Below are 18,272 nucleotides of genomic sequence, written 5' to 3' on the forward strand. Positions count from 1 at the left end.
ACCGGTGTCCGTCCTGCGACGGACCGGTGCCCGTCAGACGTGCGGCTCCAGCGAGAGCTGCCGCTGGGTGTCCCAGGGCCGCTCCCAGCCGGCGTGGTGCAGGATGCGGTCGATCACTCCGGCGGTGAAACCCCAGATCAGGCCAGTGCCCAGGGTGAAGGCCGGACCGCGGTGTCCGCTCGGGTGGACGGCCATGGCGCGGTGCGCCGGGTCGGCCAGCTCGGCGATGGGTGCCATGAACACCCGGGCCGTCTCAGCCGGGTCCACCGGGCGCACCTCGCTGGGGCTGTGCCACCAGCCGAGCACCGGCGTGACCACGAAACCGCTCACCGGGATGTAGAGCTGTGGCAGCACCCCGAAGACCTGGACCCCGGACGGATCCAGCCCGGTCTCCTCCTCGGCCTCGCGCAGCGCGGCCCGCACCAGGCCGCCGTCGGCCGGATCACCGTCCTCGGGGTCGAGCGCGCCGCCCGGGAAGGACGCCTGTCCGGCGTGCGAGCGCAGCGTCCCGGCCCGCTCCATGAGCAGCAGTTCGGGGCCCCGGTCCCCTTCGCCGAAGAGCACCAGCACGGCGGACTGGCGGCCGCCGGTCTCCGGTGGCAGAAAGCGGCTCAGCTGCTCGGGTCTGACGACCTCAAGGCCCCGGGCCACCGGTTGAAGCCAGCCGGGCAGTCCTTCGGTGGTCACCGAGATCTCGCGGCCGTAGGTACTCGTCATCCCTCTTCCTCGACTTCCCCGGTTGTCCTCGGGCGGCGCCGGCTCGGTCACCCGGCCTCCAGCGGACCGGCCGGACGGCCCGGATAGTCCGCCGGCGGCTTCAGGCGCTGGCCCGGCAGGCCGCCCTTCTCGTACTTCAGCAGCTTCTTGGCCTTCTCCGGGTCCGTCTCGCCCTCGCCGTAGGACGGGCACAGCGGAGCGATCGGGCAGGCGCCACAGGCCGGTTTGCGGGAGTGGCAGATGCGGCGGCCGTGGAAGATGATCCGGTGCGAGAGCATGGTCCACTCGCTCTTGGGGAAGAGCGCGCCGACCGCGGCCTCGATCCGGTCCGGATCCTTCTCCTCGGTCCACTTCCAGCGGCGGACCAGGCGCTGGAAGTGGGTGTCCACGGTCAGGCCGGGGACGCCGAAGGCGTTGCCGAGCACCACATTGGCGGTCTTGCGGCCCACACCCGGAAGGCTGACCAGGTCCGCTATGCGGCCAGGCACCTCGCCGTCGAAGCGGTCGCGCAGCGCGACGGACAGCCCGATCAGCGATCTGGCCTTGGCCCGGAAGAATCCGGTCGGCCGGATCAGCTGCTCCAGCGTCTCGGGGTCGGCCGCGGCCATGTCCTCCGGCGTGGGGTACGCGGCGAACAGCGCCGGGGTCGTCTGGTTCACCCGCAGGTCCGTGGTCTGCGCGGACAGCACGGTGGCGACCAGCAGTTGGAAGGGGTTCTCGAAGTCGAGCTCCGGGTGGGCATAGGGATATGTCTCGGCCAGCTCCCGGTTGATCCGCCGGGCCCGGCGCACCAAGGCGGTACGGGACTCCGCGGGAGCGGCGGCCGCCTTGGCGGCCCCGGCCTTCTTGGCAACGGCCTTCTTGGCGGTGGTCTTCGTCGCAGTGGCCTTCGTCGCGGCGGCCTTCTTGGCCGTGCTGGTCCGCTTGGCGGCGCTCGTCCCCTTGGCGGCGGCCGCCGTGCCGGCCGTGGTCTTACGGACCTTCTGCGGCACCGCCCCGGCGTCCTCTCTGGAGAGCACACCGCTCGGCGAAGCATCACCATTCGCCGCATTCGCCCGCTTCACCGCGTCGCGTTCGCCCACAGCGGAATCCCGGTTCGTGGTCACCCTCCCGGCCCCCTTGCCCCGTGCTCTCACCGGCCTATTGGACACTCGGCCAGACTAAAGCCCAGCACTGACATCCGCCCCGAGCGCAGGAAAACCGCAGCCCAATCGGACCCCTGCCGTAGGGCTCCGGGCGACGATGCGCCACACTTGTGTTTGATCACACAGTTTTACCGACGGGCATCATGGGGACCACGGTCCCCTGTGCATGTCGACAAGGAGAGAACTCGTGGACGACGTTCTGCGGCGCGCCCCGCTGTTCGCGGCGCTCGATGACGAGCAGGCCGCTGAGCTGCGCGCCTCCATGGGCGAGGTCACGCTCGCGAGGGGCGACGCCCTGTTCCACGAAGGCGACCCGGGCGACCGGCTCTACGTGGTGACCGAGGGCAAGGTCAAGCTGCACCGCACCTCGCCCGACGGCCGCGAGAACATGCTCGCCGTGCTGGGCCCCGGCGAGCTGATCGGTGAGCTGTCCCTGTTCGACCCGGGACCGCGCACCGCCACCGCCACCGCCCTCACCGAGGTCAAGCTGCTCGGTCTGGGCCACGGCGACCTCCAGCCCTGGCTCAACGCCCGCCCCGAGGTGGCCACCGCGCTGCTGCGCGCCGTCGCCCGGCGGCTGCGCCGCACCAACGACTCGATGTCGGACCTGGTCTTCTCGGATGTCCCGGGCCGGGTCGCCAAGGCCCTGCTGGACCTGTCCCGCCGCTTCGGCGTGCAGTCCGAAGAGGGCATCCATGTGGTGCACGACCTCACCCAGGAGGAGCTCGCCCAGCTGGTCGGCGCCTCCCGGGAGACCGTCAACAAGGCCCTGGCGGACTTCGCCGGCCGCGGCTGGCTCCGGCTGGAGGCTCGCGCCGTGATCCTGCTGGACGTCGAGCGGCTCGCCAAGCGCTCGCGCTGACGCCCGGCCCGCCCCAGGCACCTCGAAGGCCCCCGCGACGCGGGGGCCTTCGGCCGTGGCGGACGTTCGCGGACCGTTCGCGGGCCCTGGCGTGCCCTTGGCGAGGCCCCTCAGATCAGCCCGTGCTCGGCCAGGTAGTCCAGCTGTGCCCGTACCGACAGCTCGGCCGCCGGCCACAGCGAGCGGTCCACATCCGCGTAGACACGGGCGACCACCTCGGCCGGGGACCGGTGGCCCTGCTCGACCGCCGTCTCCACCTGGGCCAGCCGGCTGGCCCGGTGCGCCAGGTAGAACTCCACGGCCCCCCGCGCGTCCCGCAGCACCGGCCCATGCGCCGGGAGCACCGTCTCCACCCCGGCGTCCACCGTGAGCGAGCGCAGTCGCCGCAGGGAGTCCAGGTAGTCGCCCAGCCGCCCGTCCGGATGGGCCACCACCGTGGTGCCCCGGCCCAGCACCGTGTCACCGGTGAGCACCGCCCGGTCGGCGGGCAGGTGGAAGCAGACCGAGTCGGCGGTGTGCCCGGGCGTGCGGAGCACCCGCAGCTCCAGTCCGCCCACGGTGATCACCTCGCCCGCCGCCAGACCACGGTCGCCGGTGCGCAGGGCCGGGTCGACGGCCCGTACCTCGGTCCCGGTCAGCTCGGCGAAGCGGGCCGCGCCCGCCGAGTGATCGGGGTGGCCATGGGTGAGCAGGGTGAGGGCGATCCGCTTGCCGGCGGCCTCGGCGGTGGCGATCACGGACCGCAGATGGCCCTCGTCCAGCGGCCCCGGGTCCACCACCACGGCCGCTTCGGAGTCCGGCTCCGCCAGCAGCCAGGTGTTGGTGCCGTCCAGCGTCATCGCGGATGGATTGGGCGCCAGCACACAGGTCGCGCGGGCGGTGGCGACGCCGCCGACCGCGCCCTCGCGCGGGCGGCCGGGCAGCTCGGCTGGGTGGGTCATGCGTCAGCTCCTGAGGCTTCTGAAGCTTCTGAGGCTCCCGGGGTTTCTGCGGTTCCGGCGGGACCGGCGGGGCTGGCGGGACTGGCGGGACTGGCGGGACTGGCGGATTCAGTGGTCCCACCACCCGCGCCCGAGGACACATGCTTGGTGAACTCCTCGTGCCCCGGCCAGCTCAGCACAATCTCGTCCCCCACCAGTCGCGGCCGGGCCAGCACCGGGGCCAGATCCTGCTCCACCGCCGCGGCCAGCACCTCGGGCACCGTCCGGTGCGGGCACAGCGAACGCAGCGTGGCCAGGGTGGGCGGCATCATCAGCAGCTCGCCGCGCTGGTATCCGGCCACCGCCTCGGCCGGGTCCAGCCACACCGAGCGGTCCGCCTCCGTGGAGCCCTCCTGGGCGCGCTGGCCCTCCGGCAGGGCGGCCACAAAGAACCAGGTGTCATAGCGGCGCGGTTCGAACTCGGGGGTGATCCAGCGTGCCCAGGCACCCAGCAGGTCGCTGCGCAGCACCAGCCGGCGGCGGCGCAGGAAGTCGGCGAAGGCCAGCTCATGGCCGACCAGCGCGGCCCGGTCGGCCGCCCACACCGGGCCGGTGGTGTCGGCCACCACGGAGTCCGGGGACGGGCCCGCCAGCAGCACGCCGGTCTCCTCGAAGGTCTCCCGGACGGCGGCGCAGACGATGGCCCGCGCCTCGGCCGGGCCGGTGCCCAGCCGGTCCGCCCACTCCTGGGCGGATGGGCCCGCCCAGGGCACATCGTGCTCGTCCCGGGGGTCCACCGAGCCGCCCGGATATGCGTACGCGCCTCCGGCGAAGGCCATGGAGGCGCGTCTGCGCAGCATGTGCACGGCAAGGCCGGCGGCGCCCGGGCGCAGCAGCAGCACGGTCGCGGCGCGACGGGGCGCCACCGGGGTGAGCTCCCCGCGCGTCAGGGCCCTGATCCGGTCCGGCCACTCCGGTGGATACCACTGGCCGTTGGTCGTCGACATGGCCGGATGCTATGCGCTCACGCGCGATTGTTCGAGAGCACTTCCGGCGCCCCGGACCCCTGACGAGCCGCGTCAGCGGTCAGTCCGCGACCTCGACCTGGATCTCGACCTCGACCGGCGCGTCCAGCGGCAGCACCGCCACACCCACCGCGGAGCGGGCGTGCACGCCCTTGTCGCCGAGGATCTCGCCCAGCAGCTCACTGGTGCCGTTGATCACGCCCGGCTGTCCGGTGAAGTCCGGCGCGGAGGCCACGAAGCCGACCACCTTCACCACCCGGACGATCTTGTCCAGGTCGCCGATCACCGACTTCACGGCGGCCAGCGCATTGAGCGCGCAGATGCCGGCCAGCTCCTTGGCCTGCTCGGCGCTCACCTCGGCGCCGACCTTGCCGGTGGCCGGAACGGCCCCTTCCACCATGGGCAGTTGGCCCGAGGTAAAGACATAGGCACCGCTGCGCACGGCCGGCTGGTAGGCGGCCAGCGGCGGCACCACACCCGGCAGTTTCAGGCCGAGTTCGGCGATCCTGGCCTCGACGGCGCTCATCCCGTCTTCTCCCTCTTGAGGTACGCGACCAGCTGCTCGGGGTTGGGCCCGGGCACCACCTGGACGAGCTCCCAGCCGTCCTCGCCCCAGGTGTCCAGAATCTGCTTGGTCGCGTGTACCAGAAGCGGCACGGTGGAGTATTCCCACTTGGTCATGGGCCCGACTGTAATGCCTCCCACCGACAGCCCCGTGCCTGGACCGCGCGGCGGCCGCTCGTACGACGCCATCCGGCTCCCCGAGGGGCCCTGGCGGGACCGGGAGCCCCTCACCCGGGACGCGGACCGGCCACACCCGGCCGCCGGACACGGCCGCCCCCGCCACCCCGGACGGGAACTGGTCCTCGCCGGCCCGCTGTTGACCCACGGCCCGCTCCCCGCCGAGCGGGCAGACCCGGCGCACGGGACGGTCGAGCGCCCCCCGGCACCACCCGCCGCCCCGTGCCCCGCGCCCACGAATTAGGCTCCGCACCATGAGCAGGCTCCATGTCGTCAGCGGCAAGGGCGGTACCGGCAAGACCACGGTCGCCGCGGCCCTCGCGCTCGCTCTCGCGGCCGAGGGGAAGCGGACGCTGCTGGTCGAGGTCGAGGGCAGACAGGGCATCGCCCAGCTCTTCGAAACCGAACCGCTGCCCTACGAGGAGCGGAAGATCGCCGTGGCCCCGGGCGGCGGCGAGGTGTTCGCGCTGGCCATCGACGCCGAACGCGCCCTGCTGGACTACCTCCAGATGTTCTACAAGCTGGGCACCGCCGGCCGGGCGCTGAAGAAGCTGGGCGCCATCGACTTCGCCACCACCATCGCCCCGGGCCTGCGCGATGTGCTGCTCACCGGCAAGACCTGCGAGGCGGTGCGCCGCAAGGACCGCGGCGGCCGCTTCGTCTACGACCATGTGGTGATGGACGCCCCGCCCACCGGCCGCATCACCCGTTTCCTCAACGTCAACGACGAGGTGGCCGGGCTGGCCCGGATCGGCCCGGTGCACCACCAGGCCCAGGCCGTGATGCAGGTGCTCAAGTCCCCCCAGACGGCAGTGCACTTGGTGACCCTGCTGGAGGAGATGCCGGTCCAGGAGACCCTGGACGGCATCGCCGAGCTGCGCGCGGCCGGGCTGCCGGTGGGCGGTGTGGTCATCAATATGGTGCGACCCGCCGTCCTGGACGCCGCCGCGGTGGAGGCGGCGGCCGGCGAGCGGCGCGAGGCCGTCGCCGAGACCCTGGCGCACGCGCTGGAGCGCACGGCGCCCTCCGGTGTGCGGCGCGCCGGTTCGACCGCGCAACTGGTCGGCCCGCTGCTGGACGAGGCCCGCGAGCACACCGGACGCCTCGGCCTGGAACGCCGGGGCCGCTCCGCGCTCGCCGAGCCGGGCCTGCCCACCAGCGAACTCCAACTCCTGGGTGAGGGCGTGGACTTGGCGGGGCTCTACCGAATGGCACGGGAACTGCGAAGGCAAGGGTGGTCTGAGTGAGTCTGGACCCGGCGGCCCCACTGGACATCGACCCCGTTCTGGACGACCCGCGGACCCGGATCGTGGTGTGCTGCGGTTCGGGCGGCGTCGGCAAGACCACCACCGCGGCGGCACTGGGCCTGCGGGCGGCGGAGCGCGGCCGGCGCGTGGTGGTGCTCACCATCGACCCGGCCCGCCGGCTGGCCCAGTCGATGGGCATCGGCGAACTCGACAACACCCCGCGCCGGGTGCCCGGCGTCGACGGTGCGGCCGGTGGCGAACTGCACGCCATGATGCTGGACATGAAGCGCACCTTCGACGAGATCGTCGAGGCGCACGCCGACCCGGAACGGGCCCGGGCGATCCTGGAGAACCCCTTCTACCAGTCGCTCTCCGCCGGTTTCGCGGGCACCCAGGAGTACATGGCCATGGAGAAACTGGGCCAGCTCCGCTCCCGCGACGAGTGGGACCTGATCGTGGTGGACACCCCGCCCAGCCGCTCCGCGCTGGACTTCCTGGACGCCCCCGGGCGGCTGGGATCCTTCCTGGACGGCAAGCTGATCAAGGTGCTGATGGCCCCGGCGAAGATCGGCGGCCGGGCCGGGATGAAGTTCCTGGGCGTCGGCATGTCGGTGATGAGCGGACCCCTCAACAAACTGATGGGCACCCAACTCCTGCGTGACGTACAGACCTTCGTGGCCGCGATGGACACCATGTTCGGCGGCTTCCGTACCCGGGCCGATGCCACCTACCGGCTGCTGCAGGCGCCGGGCACGGCCTTCCTGGTGGTGGCCGCGCCGGAGCGGGACGCGCTGCGGGAGGCCGCGTACTTCGTGGAACGACTGGCCGCCGAGCGGATGCCGCTGGCCGGGCTGGTGCTCAACCGGGTGCACGGCAGCGGGGCCGCCGGGCTGAGCGCGGAGCGCGCGCTGGCCGCGGCGGAGGCTCTGGCCGGGGAATCGGATGGTGCCGCGCCGGAGGCTCCGGCGTATTACGCAGAAAATCTTGACGGCGTCGGCATTGTCGATCGTGGCAGCGGGCAGGCTGGGTCACGTACCGCTGATGACCCTGGCACCGTCACTCCCGCCGACACATCCCCTCCCGAGAACGGCTTCCCCCAGCCCACGTCCTCAGGAGTCACGGCCTCGGCAGCCACGACGGAACAGGCAGGTTCCACGGCACCGGGTTCCACCACACCCCGGCCTCCGCTCGTAGCGGACCCCACCGTCTCCACCGAGCGGCTGGCCGCGGGGCTGCTGCGGCTGCACGCCGAGCGCATGCGGGTGCTGGCGCGTGAGCGGCGCACCCGCGACCGCTTCACCGCGCTGCACCCCGAAGTGCCGGTGGCCCAGGTGGCCGCGCTGCCCGGCGATGTGCATGATCTGGCGGGGCTGCGCGCCATCGGCGAGGACCTCGCCAACCAGTCGGCGGAGCGGGCGAGTTGCGTTCCCCCGGCCCGGACCGCTGCCGCGGACCGGAGGGGCTAGCCCACCGCCGCGTAGGTGTCGTACTCGTCCTCGTCCAGCGGCAGCAGCCCGGCGCCGCGCTCGTACTCCGTACGCGCGGTCTCCAGCAGCCGTCGCCAGGAGGTGACCGTCGGCCGGCGCCGCAGCAGGGCCCGCCGCTCGCGCTCGGTCATCCCGCCCCACACGCCGAACTCGACGCGGTTGTCCAGCGCGTCGGCCAGGCACTCGGTGCGCACCGGACAGCCGGTGCAGACCGCCTTGGCCCTGTTCTGCGCTGCGCCCTGAACGAATAGTTCATCCGGATCGGTTGTGCGGCAGGCGGCCTGCGCACTCCAGTCGGTTACCCAGCCCATGCTGGCGCCGTCCTCTCCCGAATCGAGGCTCCCCCACGGCGGCAGCGGCATATTCACCGTTGCCAGTTGAGGACGTTACGGAAGGCAGACAGGGGGCAACACCCCCTTCGGGCCCAATCTTGAATGGCCCGAACGGACTATGCGTACGCGGCAGATCACCCAACGGAGTGAGCTGGCGACATCAGCGACTTACCCCTGCAAATAAGGGCAGTTCACCCCTATCGCATCAGGCAGCCACTGACACAAGCGGCAATGTGGACACACCTCATCACCCACAAGAGTGAGGGCGAGGATGAGACTGCGCGATACCGCAGTGACGGGCGTAAAACAGCGTAGGCGAACACACGGGCGTCTGTCCGCAGAATGAGAACGTAGGCTTTCCTTCATGGCTATGAAGCGCTCGGGCGGGGGCTCCTCCAGGGGTCGGCAAGCCGCCAAGTTCCTCGGCGTCAGCGTGCTCTCGGGAGTGGTGCTGGCAGGTCTGGCCCTCCCGGGCGTCGGCGCTTTCGGCCTGGCGGCCAAGGGCACGGTGGAGGAGTTCGACGACCTCCCGGCCAATATGAAGACACCGCCGCTCAGCCAGCGCACGGTGATCCTGGACAACCAGGGCGGTCAGATAGCCACCGTCTACTCGCGGGACCGCACGGTGGTGCCGCTCAGCCAGATCTCCCCCTTTATGCAGAAGGCGCTCGTCTCCATCGAGGACGCCCGGTTCTACGAGCACGGGGCGGTCGACCTCAAGGGCGTGCTGCGCGCGCTCAACCGCAACGCCCAGTCGGGCGGCGTCTCCGAGGGTGCCTCCACCCTCACCCAGCAGTATGTGAAGAACGTCTTCATCGAGGAGGCGGGCGACGACCCGGAGAAGGTCGCCGTCGCCACCCAGCAGACCATGGGTCGCAAGATCAAGGAACTGAAGTACGCGATCAAGGTGGAGAAGGAGCTGGGCAAGGACCGCATCCTGGCCAACTACCTCAACATCACCTTCTTCGGCGAGCAGGCCTATGGCGTGGAGGCCGCCTCCCAGCGCTACTTCAGCAAGCACGCCAAGGACCTCGGCCTGGGCGAGGCCGCCCTGCTGGCCGGCATAGTCCAGTCGCCCACCCGCTTCGACCCGGTGAACTTCCCCAAGGAGGCCACCAAGCGCCGCAACATTGTGCTGCAGCGGATGGCCGAGCTGAAGAACATCACCCCCGCCGAGGCCAAGGCCGAGCAGGCCAAGCCGATCAAGCTCAACGTCAGCCGCCCCAGGAGCGGTTGCATCACCGCGGTGGACGGCGCCGGCTTCTTCTGCGACTACGTCCGCCAGGTCTTCCTGACCGACCCGGCCTTCGGCAAGACCAAGGAGGCCCGGGCCAAGCGGTGGAACGAGGGCGGGATGACCATCCGCACCACCCTGGACCCGCAGACCCAGAAGTCCGTCCAGAAGTCCATCAGCGACCACGTCTACCAGAGCGACAAGGTGGCCACCGCGATCAGCATGGTGGAGCCCGGCACCGGAAAGGTGCTGGGCATGGGGCAGTCCAAGCCCTATGGCTTCGGCCAGAACCAGACGCAGATCAACCTCTCCGCCAACTTCGCCCAGGGCAGCTCCAAGGGCTTCCAGCCCGGCTCCACCTTCAAGCCGATCATCGCGGCGGCAGCGCTGGAGGAGGGCAAGTCGGCCGACCAGTCCTACTCCTCGCCGTACGGCATGCCCTACCCGGACGAGGTGGAGACCTGCGGCAAGCCCTGGAAGAACTACGGGGAGTCGCTGACCAACGAGAACACCAGCGAGTCCGGCCCGTACCGGATGGCGGAGGCCACCGCGAAGTCGGTCAACACCTACTTCGTCCAGCTGATCGGTGACATCGGCCTCTGCCCGGTGGCCAAGATGGCGGACAAGCTGGGCCTCAAGCGGGCCGACGGCAAGGACGTCGAGCAGGTGCCGTCGATCGCCCTCGGCACCCAGAACATGTCCCCGCTGAGCATGGCCGCCGCCTATGCCGCCTTCGCCAACCATGGCGTCTACTGCACCCCGGTGGTCGTCACCTCCGCCACCGGCCCCAACGGCAAGCACATCGGCGTACCCAAGTCACAGTGCTCCCGGGCGATGTCCGAGGACACCGCCAACACCATCAACACCCTGCTCAGGGGCGTGGTGGAGGACGGTACCGGCAAGCAGGCCGGACTGGACGGCCGGGACAGCGCGGGCAAGACCGGCACCACCGACAGCCGCTACGCCGCCTGGTTCGTCGGCTACACCCCCACCCTGGCGGGTGCGGTCTGGGTCGGCGGCGCCACGGAGAACGTCTCCATGCAGGACATCACCATCGGCGGCGTCTACCACGACAAGGTCTACGGCGGTGACACCCCGGGCCCGATCTGGCGCGACGCCATGAACGGAGCCCTGGACGGCAAGCCCGCCTACGGCTTCGACACCGTCCCCGGCATCGACACCGGCAACCCGAGCCCTGGCAACCAGAGCCCTGGCGGCCCGGCCAAGGGCCACCACCGCCCCAAGCACTGACGGCCTGCTCACGGCATGACAAAGGGGCCACCCATCACCGGGCGGCCCCTTTGTCATGCCTGGCAGGCCGAATGCCCTGATACGGCTAACCCGCCAGCTGCCGCTTGACCTCGGCGGCGACCTTGCCGCCCTCGGCCCGGCCAGCCACCTTGGGGTTCACGACCTTCATCACGGCGCCCATGGCCTTCGGCCCCTCGGCACCGCCGGCCCTGGCCTCGGCGACCGCCTCCGCGACCACCGCGGCCAGCTCCTCATCGGTCAGCTGCTGGGGCAGGTAGTCCGCCAGCACCTGGCCCTCGGCACGCTCCCGCTCCGCGGACTCGGCCCGGCCGCCCTTCTCAAAGGCATCCGCGGCCTCCCGGCGCTTCTTCGCCTCGCGGGTGATCACCTTCAGCACCTCGTCGTCGGAGAGCTCACGGGCGGTCTTGCCCGCGGTCTCCTCGTAGGCGATGGCGGAGAGAGTGAGCCGGAGCGTGGCGGAGCGCAGCTCGTCGCGCGCCTTGATGGCGGCGGTGAGGTCGTCATGGAGCTTTGCCTTGAGCGTGGTCATGCCGCAATCTTCGCATCCCGCCTCGATTCCCGCCCCGCATTAACCACCCCGCATGCCCCGCGCGGCCACAACTCCCGCCCGGCACCCGGCCCGTTGAGGCCGCCCCGCGCTGGTCTGCGACCATGGCGGTATGCGCGCGCGTTATGGGATTCCCCTGTCCATCACGGCGGTCACCGCAGCCGGCATCGCCTATGCCGCCGGTTACGAGGTCCGCTCCTTCCGGCTGCGCCGGGTCACCGTCCCCGTCCTGCCGGCCGGCATGCGGCCCCTGCGGGTGCTCCAGGTCTCCGACATCCATATGGTCGGCGGACAGCGCAAGAAGCAGCGCTGGCTGCGCTCGCTGGCCGGCCTCCGCCCCGACCTGGTGATCAACACCGGTGACAACCTCTCCGACCCGGAGGGCATCCCGGAGACGCTGGACGCGCTGGGCCCGCTGATGGAGTTCCCCGGCGCCTATGTCTTCGGCTCCAACGACTACTACGCGCCCAAGCTGCGCAACCCCGGCCGCTATCTGCTGGAGAAGGCCACCGGCCGCCATGGCCTCAACGGCAACGCACCGGTGACCGGCGTGGTCCGCAACCCCTGGGAGGATCTGCGCGACGGCTTCGACAAGGCGGGCTGGCTCAACCTCACCAACACCCGGGGCGCGCTGAAGATCGACGGCCGGGAGATCGCCTTCACCGGCCTGGACGACCCGCACATCAAGCGGGACCGGTACGCCGAGGTGGCCGGCGGCCCGGCGCCGGACGCCGACTTCTCGATGGCCGTGGTCCACGCCCCCTACCTGCGGGTCCTGGATGCCTTCACCGCCGACCGCTACCCGCTGATCCTGGCCGGCCACACCCACGGCGGCCAGCTCTGCATCCCCTTCTACGGGGCCCTGGTCACCAACTGCGACATCGACACCCGCCGGGTGAAGGGCCTGTCCACCCACCTCGCGGGCGGCCACCGGTCCTACCTCCATGTCTCCGCAGGCTGCGGCACCAACCGCTACACCCCGGTCCGCTTCGCCTGCCCCCCCGAGGCCACCCTGCTGACTCTGGTCCCCCGCGACTGACCGGCCGGCTTTCCGCGCCCCGCCCGTACGGTGGGGGGATGCTCGACCCGAATTCCTCCACCGCCACCCGGCCCGGCGCGGCGGGCGTGCCCGCCTCCGCGGTCGTCCCGACAAGCCGCCGCCCCTTCGCGGCGGCTTTCCGCGCGCTGGTCGCGCTGGCCGCGCTCACCGGCATCGTCCTGGACACCGCCGACTCCCATGACCTGGGCCGGCTCTTCAGCTACTTCACCATCCAGTCCAACATCATGGTGGCGGCCGTCTTCGCCTGGTCCGCCCACCGAGCCTGGACCGCCCGCCCCGCCCTCTCCCCGCGGATCACCGGCGGGGCGCTGCTCTATATCTGCATCACCGGCCTGGTCTTCCACTTTGTGCTGTCGAACAGCTCCAGCGGCTTCTCCATGAGCGGCGAGCGCACCCCCCTGGAATCGGCCGCCAGCCAGCTCCTTCACACCGTGACCCCGCTCGCCGCCGCCCTCGACTGGCTGCTGCTCACCGCACCCGCCGGCTTCCTGCTGCGCCACGCCTGGCAGTGGCTGGTCTACCCCCTCCTCTACTTCCCCTTCGCCCTGACCCGCGGCGCCCTCCTCGCCCCCGGCACCGACGGCCGCTACCCCTACCCCTTCCTGGACGTCGATCTCCACGGCTACGCCGGCGTCCTGGGCAACGCCGTCGTCTTCGGCCTGGCCTTCTATGTCCTGGCCCTCGCCCTGTTCCTGCTGGACCGCATACGCCCCCGCCCGGACGGCCTCCGAAACCGGATTTCGCCTACGGTCTCCGGTCCGCTAAAGTAGAGCTCGTTGCGCCGGGAACCTGCGAAAGCGGGTGCACGGGGCACATCGGGGTGTAGCGCAGCTTGGCAGCGCGCTTCGTTCGGGACGAAGAGGTCGTGGGTTCAAATCCCGCCACCCCGACAGCTGTAACACCAGGTCAGGCCCGGTCTCCTTGAAAAAGGAGCCGGGCCTGACCTGTATTTGTGAGTGCCTGGAACCCCTCCGGGGAGTGAGCGGGGAGTGGATCAAGGAATCCGGCTCCCGGCGGCTGTCACCGGTAGGGCTTCAGCAGAGCATCCAGAACCGCCACCGGTGACCTGGGACACATTGCGGCCCGCGCTTCCAGGGACGCCTCCCATAGCTCGGTGAGACCGCGCATCAGCCGCTCCCTCATGCCGCGTGTCACATGCGAGTAGCGGGCCTGCACCGAACCGTCCTCGTGCCCCAGCCGTTCGTCCATGAGCTTGGGCGGTGTCCCCAGCTCCTCCATCATCGCCTTGTGAGAGTGGCGAAGACCGTGGGGAGTCAGCCCTCGAACGACCGGCACCCAGCATGCCTCTGCCCGCTCTGAGGCGTTGCGGCCCCGCGCTGGAATACCGGGCCATGGGGTGGCAAGCAAGGGCACAGGGTGTGCGTCCTGTGGCGCCTTCTTCGGATACCAGCCCGTCGTGGCCGGCTGGAACAGCCAGGTAGCGAACCCGGACCGGCGCCAGTGGGCAGCGGTTTCGCCCGATACCCCGCCTCGGACATAGCCGAGCTCCGCAATGGCGATCTCGACCTTGACCCGAGTCTCTTCCCTCACGGCTTCCGGACGGTTGAGGACGTTGGACACCGTGCCGGTGGAGACTTCCGCGCGGCGAGCGACGTCGGCCAATTTCACTCCCTGATGACGAACAGTCCCGTTCGCTGCCCCGTAGCCGCGGTAGACGTACGTGAGTCCGTGGCACGGGCAGGGCTTGGGCTTGGTCCGAGCGATGTGCTCCGCGACCAATGCCGACAGGAACGCCGGGGAGTCAACTGTCCTGAAGGAGTCGTCCTTGGGCGGACAGCGATGCAGTTCGCCCGTGTCCAGCTCGTAGAGCTGCCACTCCACCCTGAAGGACGTAGGTCGGCAGAACTGCGTTTCCAGGCCGACGAGTTCGCCCCACCGTTTGCCCGTGTAGCCCTTGTGGACAACCGCCACGAACTCGTCGTCACGGCCGGAGAGCAACGCCGCGCGCTCGGCGACCAGCAGCACGCCCAGCGGATCGGTAATCGCCTTCTCAGGACCACGGTTTCGAGAGCGTCCAGCGCGCTTTCCCCGGCCCCGCCGCCTGGCCGCCGGATTGCTGTTGAGGACACCCTCATCGACGGCATCCGCGAAAACGAGGTGCATGGTGCTGCGCCACGTCTTCACGCTGGAAGCCGCGTAGAGGGTCCTCTCCTTCTTCACCCAAGCCTCGATGTCCGCCCGGTCGATCTCCTCCATGACTCGGTGCTCGAACTCGGGAAGCAAGTGCTCCTCGATGTGCCGTTTGTAGTTCTGCATGGTGGAAGCTGCGAGGTCCTGTCCCGCGTACCACCGGTTCACGAAGTCACCGAACGTGACCTGGGCCTTGGCAGGCTTCTTCGCGGGCGTCTCAACCGGCACACCCTGGCGGACCTGTGCCTCACGGTCGTTCGCAGCCTTGGCGGCCTCGCGCTTCGTAGCGAAGCGCACGGTCTTGCCGCTGGCATCAACTACCGTGCGGAGCACACCCGGGCCGATCCAGTACCGGCCTCGGTAATACCCGAGGCGCTTTTCTCCGTATCCCACAGCTCATTCGCCTCCGAGATCACGCCGCAGACAAGACCTGCTCATGCCGAGTCGCCCGGGGTGGACGCTTGGCGCGCAAACGGCCCGTCGCAGCCGCAGCCGGGTTAGGACGGGCAGGGCGCCGACCAGTCGACTGCGGGAGTGCCAGCTCCTGGCCAGCCAGCTGCGGCCGCTCCTCGAAGACGCGGACGATCTCGGCGAAGTGGTCGGCCGTGAACCGGTAGGCACCACCGACCCGCGTGAAGGGGACTCGGCGCTTTCTGGCCTGTTCCTTGACCCACCACTCCGAGCAGCCAAGGGCTTCGGCGATCTCTACGGGGCGGTAGAGACGCGGCAAGGTGACGTCTGTGATGCTGTGACGGCTCATACGGCGGCCTCCTGTCGGTGTTGCGCGGCGGCGAGGTCGGCGCGGGAGGGGTGCGGGGTGATGCGACGAGCGTTGCTGCGGGCGACACCATCCGGTCCAGTGCGGCGGCTGCGGCAGGGTTGGCCCTTGGGCGCCTGACACCAGTCGCACCGGACACTGAGTGGGTCGGGCTGGCCGGCTGCCAGGGCAGCCTCGCGAGCGACGCGGCCAGGCCGGTAGCTGGCGAGTTCGCCGCGGACATGTGGAGGGATGCAAGATCCGATCTCGCTCAGCCGGGCCTCGACGTCGGGGTGGGGATCGCTGGTCAACGCCTTGTGTTCGCTGGGGGGTTGCTGACCATGAGCCACGGCGTACCGGGTGCCGAGCAGCTCGGCGCGCCACGCGGTGACGTCGTCGGGATCGACGGCGGGCAACGGGTCGGTGTGGCGGTTCATGAGCTCGGCGCGGAACGGCGCCCACGCGGCAAGCAGGTCGGCCGGCTCGATCGGCCGGAACTGCGCCGAGCGGTCGCCGTTCGCCTGCTCGTAGTAGCGGCGGGCGGCACGCGAGGCGTCCCAGTCGACGGCCTCGGCCACGGCGGGGATGTGGGCGAGGGCCTCGGCCCACGAACGGATGGTCGCGGCGGCCTGCTCCTGGGTGGCCATGAGGCGCCGGACACGACTGTCGACCGTCGCGGCGTAGTTGAGCAGGGCAGCGACATGCTGGCGGTCCATCAGGCAAGTCCTTCCTGCTCCAGCAGAGCGAGCCCTGCGGCGAGGGTGTCGGTGTGGGTCGGGGACGTGGGAGCGGCGGCGCGGAAGGGAACGACGTTCGAGCCGCAGGCCGGTGTGGTGCGATCGAGGTCGGACCAGACTTTGAGCCAGTAGCGCGCCGGTTTGGGCGGGTCACCGGGAGCGGTGCGGTGGGTGGCGAGCTGGACGAGGGCGGGCACACCATGGCGCTGGACGAGTTGCCAGGCGTCGCGCTGTTCGCCGAGTCCGAGGCTCCAGCGCACGCCGACGCCGGCGGCGTCCAGTGCGGCAGCAAGCGGGCGAAGAGCCTCGGCGACCACGGAGGCGGCCGGGGCATTCGCGCGCGGCTGCTGTTCCTTGCGTTCTCTCTGGTTACTTGCGTTCTGGGGGTCAGAACCCGTACCCCCGGGGGCGGGAATCTGGCCCCCTACCGGGTCGGAATCCGTACCCCCCAGGGTCGGAATCCGACCCGGGTCGGAATCCGTACCGGACCGGGATCCGGCCCCCTCATACCCGGACTCATCGGACGTGGCCCGGGAGTGGCCGACGGCGTGCGGGAGGCGGTATACGGTCTCGCCGCGCGGGCCCCGCGCACCCTCGACAACGGAGAGTTCACCGGACGCGATCAGCCTGTCTACCGCGTCTTTCACCGCGGTACGGGATGCGCGCGTGCGCTGCACAAGCATGGCCGTGCCGGCGTAGGCCGTCGCGTCGGGACGGCACTTGTCAGCGATCACCAGCAGCACCAGCCGCGAGGTGCCTTTGGAGTTGGACTGGGTCCACACCCAGTCCATGACTTCGAGGCTCATCGGCAACACGTCCGTTGCTCGATCGCCGCGAGCACTGCCCGGGGCAGCGGGCGGGGGTGGGTTTGGTGCATGCTGATAGCACCTCCTGTTTCCTGGATGGGATGGGAGAGCCGGGGCAGCGGGCGTCCTTGACCCGTCGGCCGCTGCCCCGGGCGAAATCAGAGGCTCTGCACGCGGCTCCACGCGCGGTACTCATGGCGGACGTACTCGCGGTGGTCATTGCCGTCGATCAACTCCGACCCCTTGAGGCTCAACCTGCCGTGGTCGGCGTCGAACTGGACGAGCTGTTGCGCAGCACCCTCGGCCGTCGTGACCGAATCCTGAGCCAAGTCCGGGGCGTCCACGGCCGATTGCTGAAGTGCAATGCGATCGAAGACGGCCGCCTTGCGGAGCCAGAACTCGCGATTCTGCGAGCCCGAGGGGCGGGTGTGCCGTAGCACCCAGCCAACTTCCTGCAGGATGGACGGCGCCCCGTCGTAGACGGCCCCGGGGTCAACGAACGTCGGCTCGGTCATCACTGCTCCCCCTGTCCTGACTGGGTGAGCAGGTGGTGGAGAGCGGATTCGACCTGTTCGCCGTAGGAGTAGGAACTGTCCGCCAGTCCGGCGGCCAGGCTGCGGAGATCGGCCAGCGCTTCCGCATCGGCCACAGTGAGAGCCTCACACGCAGCCCTGTCACTGATGAGGGCGGCGGCATGTTCGCGAATGAGCACGTCTCCGCGGAGAACCGTCAGGTGCTCGGCTCCGGACCATCCAGCCGTGACTTCCCGGAGATCAGGAAGACTGCCACCGGGGATGACGTATTCGTCACCATCCCAAGGCAGTTCGACGAGTGCCGGCTGTTCTCCTCCGGCCACGGCCAGGACGGCCGCAGTGGTGCCGTAGGCGTAGGCCCTGGCGGTGTTCTCGTAGAGCGCCGCAGTGCGGGCCTCGTAGTCCCGGCATACCTCCCAGATGCTGTACAGGGCGACGTCATGCGGACGGACCTTGTGTTCACCGGCGAACCTGAGATAGCCGTCCAACCGATTCAGACGTCCCGGATGGGCATTCCACTCGGCAGCCTGGGCCGCCCGCTTGGCCATCCGGGTTTCCCGCGCTGCGGCACCGAGGTCGGCAACGCTCGCCGTAAGGCTGTCGTCCCACGCCAGAGAGATAGGCATGTGCCTCCTCCAATGGATGGAGTACGGACCGGACTGTCCGGCCCTCGGCACGGCCCCACTCACAAAGGCGAGT

21 protein-coding genes and 1 tRNA gene are annotated in these 18,272 nt (G+C 70.4%); 8 read left to right on the top strand and 14 right to left on the bottom strand.

Annotated elements, in window-relative coordinates; all coding sequences use genetic code 11:
* Positions 1-33: 33 nt before the first annotated feature.
* The gene (locus ACIHFE_RS13905) at positions 34-717 is read right to left on the bottom strand and encodes an NUDIX hydrolase (protein WP_400106099.1); all 684 of its coding nucleotides are present in this window, start codon (positions 715-717) and stop codon (positions 34-36) included.
* Positions 718-764: 47 nt separating this feature from the next.
* Positions 765-1,736 (bottom strand): endonuclease III, encoded by a 972-nt coding sequence (nth, locus tag ACIHFE_RS13910; RefSeq protein WP_400106100.1) that lies wholly within the window; start codon positions 1,734-1,736, stop codon positions 765-767.
* Positions 1,737-2,049: 313 nt separating this feature from the next.
* On the opposite strand from nth, the gene ACIHFE_RS13915 reads away from it, so the two are divergent.
* A complete protein-coding gene (locus tag ACIHFE_RS13915; RefSeq protein WP_004939715.1) occupies positions 2,050-2,724 on the top strand; it encodes a Crp/Fnr family transcriptional regulator in 675 nt (224 codons plus the stop codon).
* A 110-nt stretch (positions 2,725-2,834) separates the two neighbouring features.
* Here the strand turns inward: ACIHFE_RS13915 and ACIHFE_RS13920 are convergent, their stop codons facing one another.
* From ACIHFE_RS13920 to ACIHFE_RS13935, 4 genes are all read right to left on the bottom strand, one after another.
* Positions 2,835-3,665: an MBL fold metallo-hydrolase gene (locus tag ACIHFE_RS13920; RefSeq protein WP_400106101.1), complete on the bottom strand. Its 831-nt coding sequence runs from the start codon at positions 3,663-3,665 to the stop codon at positions 2,835-2,837.
* On the bottom strand, positions 3,662-4,651 hold the full coding sequence (locus ACIHFE_RS13925; protein ID WP_400106102.1) for an NUDIX hydrolase: 990 nt from the start codon (positions 4,649-4,651) through the stop codon (positions 3,662-3,664). Before ACIHFE_RS13925 ends, ACIHFE_RS13920 begins: the two co-directional genes overlap by 4 nt.
* A gap of 79 nt (positions 4,652-4,730) precedes the next feature.
* On the bottom strand, positions 4,731-5,195 hold the full coding sequence (locus ACIHFE_RS13930) for a RidA family protein (protein ID WP_400106103.1): 465 nt from the start codon (positions 5,193-5,195) through the stop codon (positions 4,731-4,733).
* Positions 5,192-5,350: a DUF4177 domain-containing protein gene (locus ACIHFE_RS13935; protein WP_153068749.1), complete on the bottom strand. Its 159-nt coding sequence runs from the start codon at positions 5,348-5,350 to the stop codon at positions 5,192-5,194. Before ACIHFE_RS13935 ends, ACIHFE_RS13930 begins: the two co-directional genes overlap by 4 nt.
* A gap of 34 nt (positions 5,351-5,384) precedes the next feature.
* Here ACIHFE_RS13935 and ACIHFE_RS13940 point away from each other — a divergent pair, with 34 nt between their 5' ends.
* Genes ACIHFE_RS13940 through ACIHFE_RS13950 form a run of 3 tightly spaced genes read left to right on the top strand, consistent with a single transcriptional unit; the run spans position 5,385 to position 8,123 of the window.
* Entirely contained in the window at positions 5,385-5,654 is a 270-nt protein-coding gene (locus ACIHFE_RS13940) for a hypothetical protein (protein ID WP_400106104.1), read from the top strand.
* A 10-nt stretch (positions 5,655-5,664) separates the two neighbouring features.
* On the top strand, positions 5,665-6,657 hold the full coding sequence (locus tag ACIHFE_RS13945) for an ArsA family ATPase (protein WP_400106108.1): 993 nt from the start codon (positions 5,665-5,667) through the stop codon (positions 6,655-6,657).
* Positions 6,654-8,123: an ArsA-related P-loop ATPase gene (locus ACIHFE_RS13950; protein ID WP_400106109.1), complete on the top strand. Its 1,470-nt coding sequence runs from the start codon at positions 6,654-6,656 to the stop codon at positions 8,121-8,123. The genes ACIHFE_RS13945 and ACIHFE_RS13950 overlap by 4 nt, the downstream gene beginning before the upstream one ends.
* On the opposite strand, the gene ACIHFE_RS13955 is transcribed toward ACIHFE_RS13950, so the two are convergent.
* A complete protein-coding gene (locus ACIHFE_RS13955; RefSeq protein ID WP_400106111.1) occupies positions 8,120-8,455 on the bottom strand; it encodes a WhiB family transcriptional regulator in 336 nt (111 codons plus the stop codon). The two genes, ACIHFE_RS13950 and ACIHFE_RS13955, sit on opposite strands and share 4 nt — an antisense overlap.
* Before the next feature lie 385 nt (positions 8,456-8,840).
* On the opposite strand from ACIHFE_RS13955, the gene ACIHFE_RS13960 reads away from it, so the two are divergent.
* Complete coding sequence (locus ACIHFE_RS13960; RefSeq protein ID WP_400106113.1) at positions 8,841-10,961, top strand: transglycosylase domain-containing protein; 2,121 nt, start codon at positions 8,841-8,843, stop codon at positions 10,959-10,961.
* Between the two features lie 85 nt (positions 10,962-11,046).
* Here the strand turns inward: ACIHFE_RS13960 and ACIHFE_RS13965 are convergent, their stop codons facing one another.
* On the bottom strand, positions 11,047-11,511 hold the full coding sequence (locus ACIHFE_RS13965; RefSeq protein WP_400106115.1) for a GatB/YqeY domain-containing protein: 465 nt from the start codon (positions 11,509-11,511) through the stop codon (positions 11,047-11,049).
* Positions 11,512-11,641: 130 nt separating this feature from the next.
* Between ACIHFE_RS13965 and ACIHFE_RS13970 the strand changes: the two genes are divergently transcribed.
* From ACIHFE_RS13970 to ACIHFE_RS13980, 3 genes are all read left to right on the top strand, one after another.
* Positions 11,642-12,568, top strand: coding sequence for a metallophosphoesterase (locus ACIHFE_RS13970; RefSeq protein WP_400106117.1), 927 nt, complete (start codon positions 11,642-11,644; stop codon positions 12,566-12,568).
* 38 nt (positions 12,569-12,606) lie between these two features.
* Positions 12,607-13,359 (top strand): Pr6Pr family membrane protein, encoded by a 753-nt coding sequence (locus ACIHFE_RS13975; RefSeq protein ID WP_400106119.1) that lies wholly within the window; start codon positions 12,607-12,609, stop codon positions 13,357-13,359.
* Between the two features lie 46 nt (positions 13,360-13,405).
* Positions 13,406-13,479 (top strand) — tRNA-Pro (locus ACIHFE_RS13980).
* A 130-nt stretch (positions 13,480-13,609) separates the two neighbouring features.
* Here the strand turns inward: ACIHFE_RS13980 and ACIHFE_RS13985 are convergent.
* The 6 genes from ACIHFE_RS13985 to ACIHFE_RS14010 form a co-directional block, all read right to left on the bottom strand.
* Positions 13,610-15,133 (bottom strand): LacI family DNA-binding transcriptional regulator, encoded by a 1,524-nt coding sequence (locus ACIHFE_RS13985; protein WP_400106121.1) that lies wholly within the window; start codon positions 15,131-15,133, stop codon positions 13,610-13,612.
* A 19-nt stretch (positions 15,134-15,152) separates the two neighbouring features.
* On the bottom strand, positions 15,153-15,500 hold the full coding sequence (locus tag ACIHFE_RS13990) for a DNA-binding protein (protein WP_400106123.1): 348 nt from the start codon (positions 15,498-15,500) through the stop codon (positions 15,153-15,155).
* Positions 15,497-16,213 (bottom strand): hypothetical protein, encoded by a 717-nt coding sequence (locus tag ACIHFE_RS13995; RefSeq protein WP_400106125.1) that lies wholly within the window; start codon positions 16,211-16,213, stop codon positions 15,497-15,499. Before ACIHFE_RS13995 ends, ACIHFE_RS13990 begins: the two co-directional genes overlap by 4 nt.
* Positions 16,213-17,040 carry a hypothetical protein gene (locus ACIHFE_RS14000; protein WP_400106126.1) on the bottom strand — a complete coding sequence of 276 codons (828 nt, stop codon included), beginning with the start codon at positions 17,038-17,040 and terminating at the stop codon, positions 16,213-16,215. The genes ACIHFE_RS13995 and ACIHFE_RS14000 overlap by 1 nt, the downstream gene beginning before the upstream one ends.
* A gap of 158 nt (positions 17,041-17,198) precedes the next feature.
* Positions 17,199-17,555 carry a hypothetical protein gene (locus tag ACIHFE_RS14005; protein WP_400106128.1) on the bottom strand — a complete coding sequence of 119 codons (357 nt, stop codon included), beginning with the start codon at positions 17,553-17,555 and terminating at the stop codon, positions 17,199-17,201.
* Positions 17,555-18,199: a hypothetical protein gene (locus ACIHFE_RS14010; RefSeq protein WP_400106130.1), complete on the bottom strand. Its 645-nt coding sequence runs from the start codon at positions 18,197-18,199 to the stop codon at positions 17,555-17,557. Before ACIHFE_RS14010 ends, ACIHFE_RS14005 begins: the two co-directional genes overlap by 1 nt.
* Positions 18,200-18,272: the final 73 nt, after the last annotated feature.

This window comes from Streptomyces sp. NPDC052396, from assembly GCF_044593195.1.
Lineage (GTDB): Bacteria > Actinomycetota > Actinomycetes > Streptomycetales > Streptomycetaceae > Streptomyces.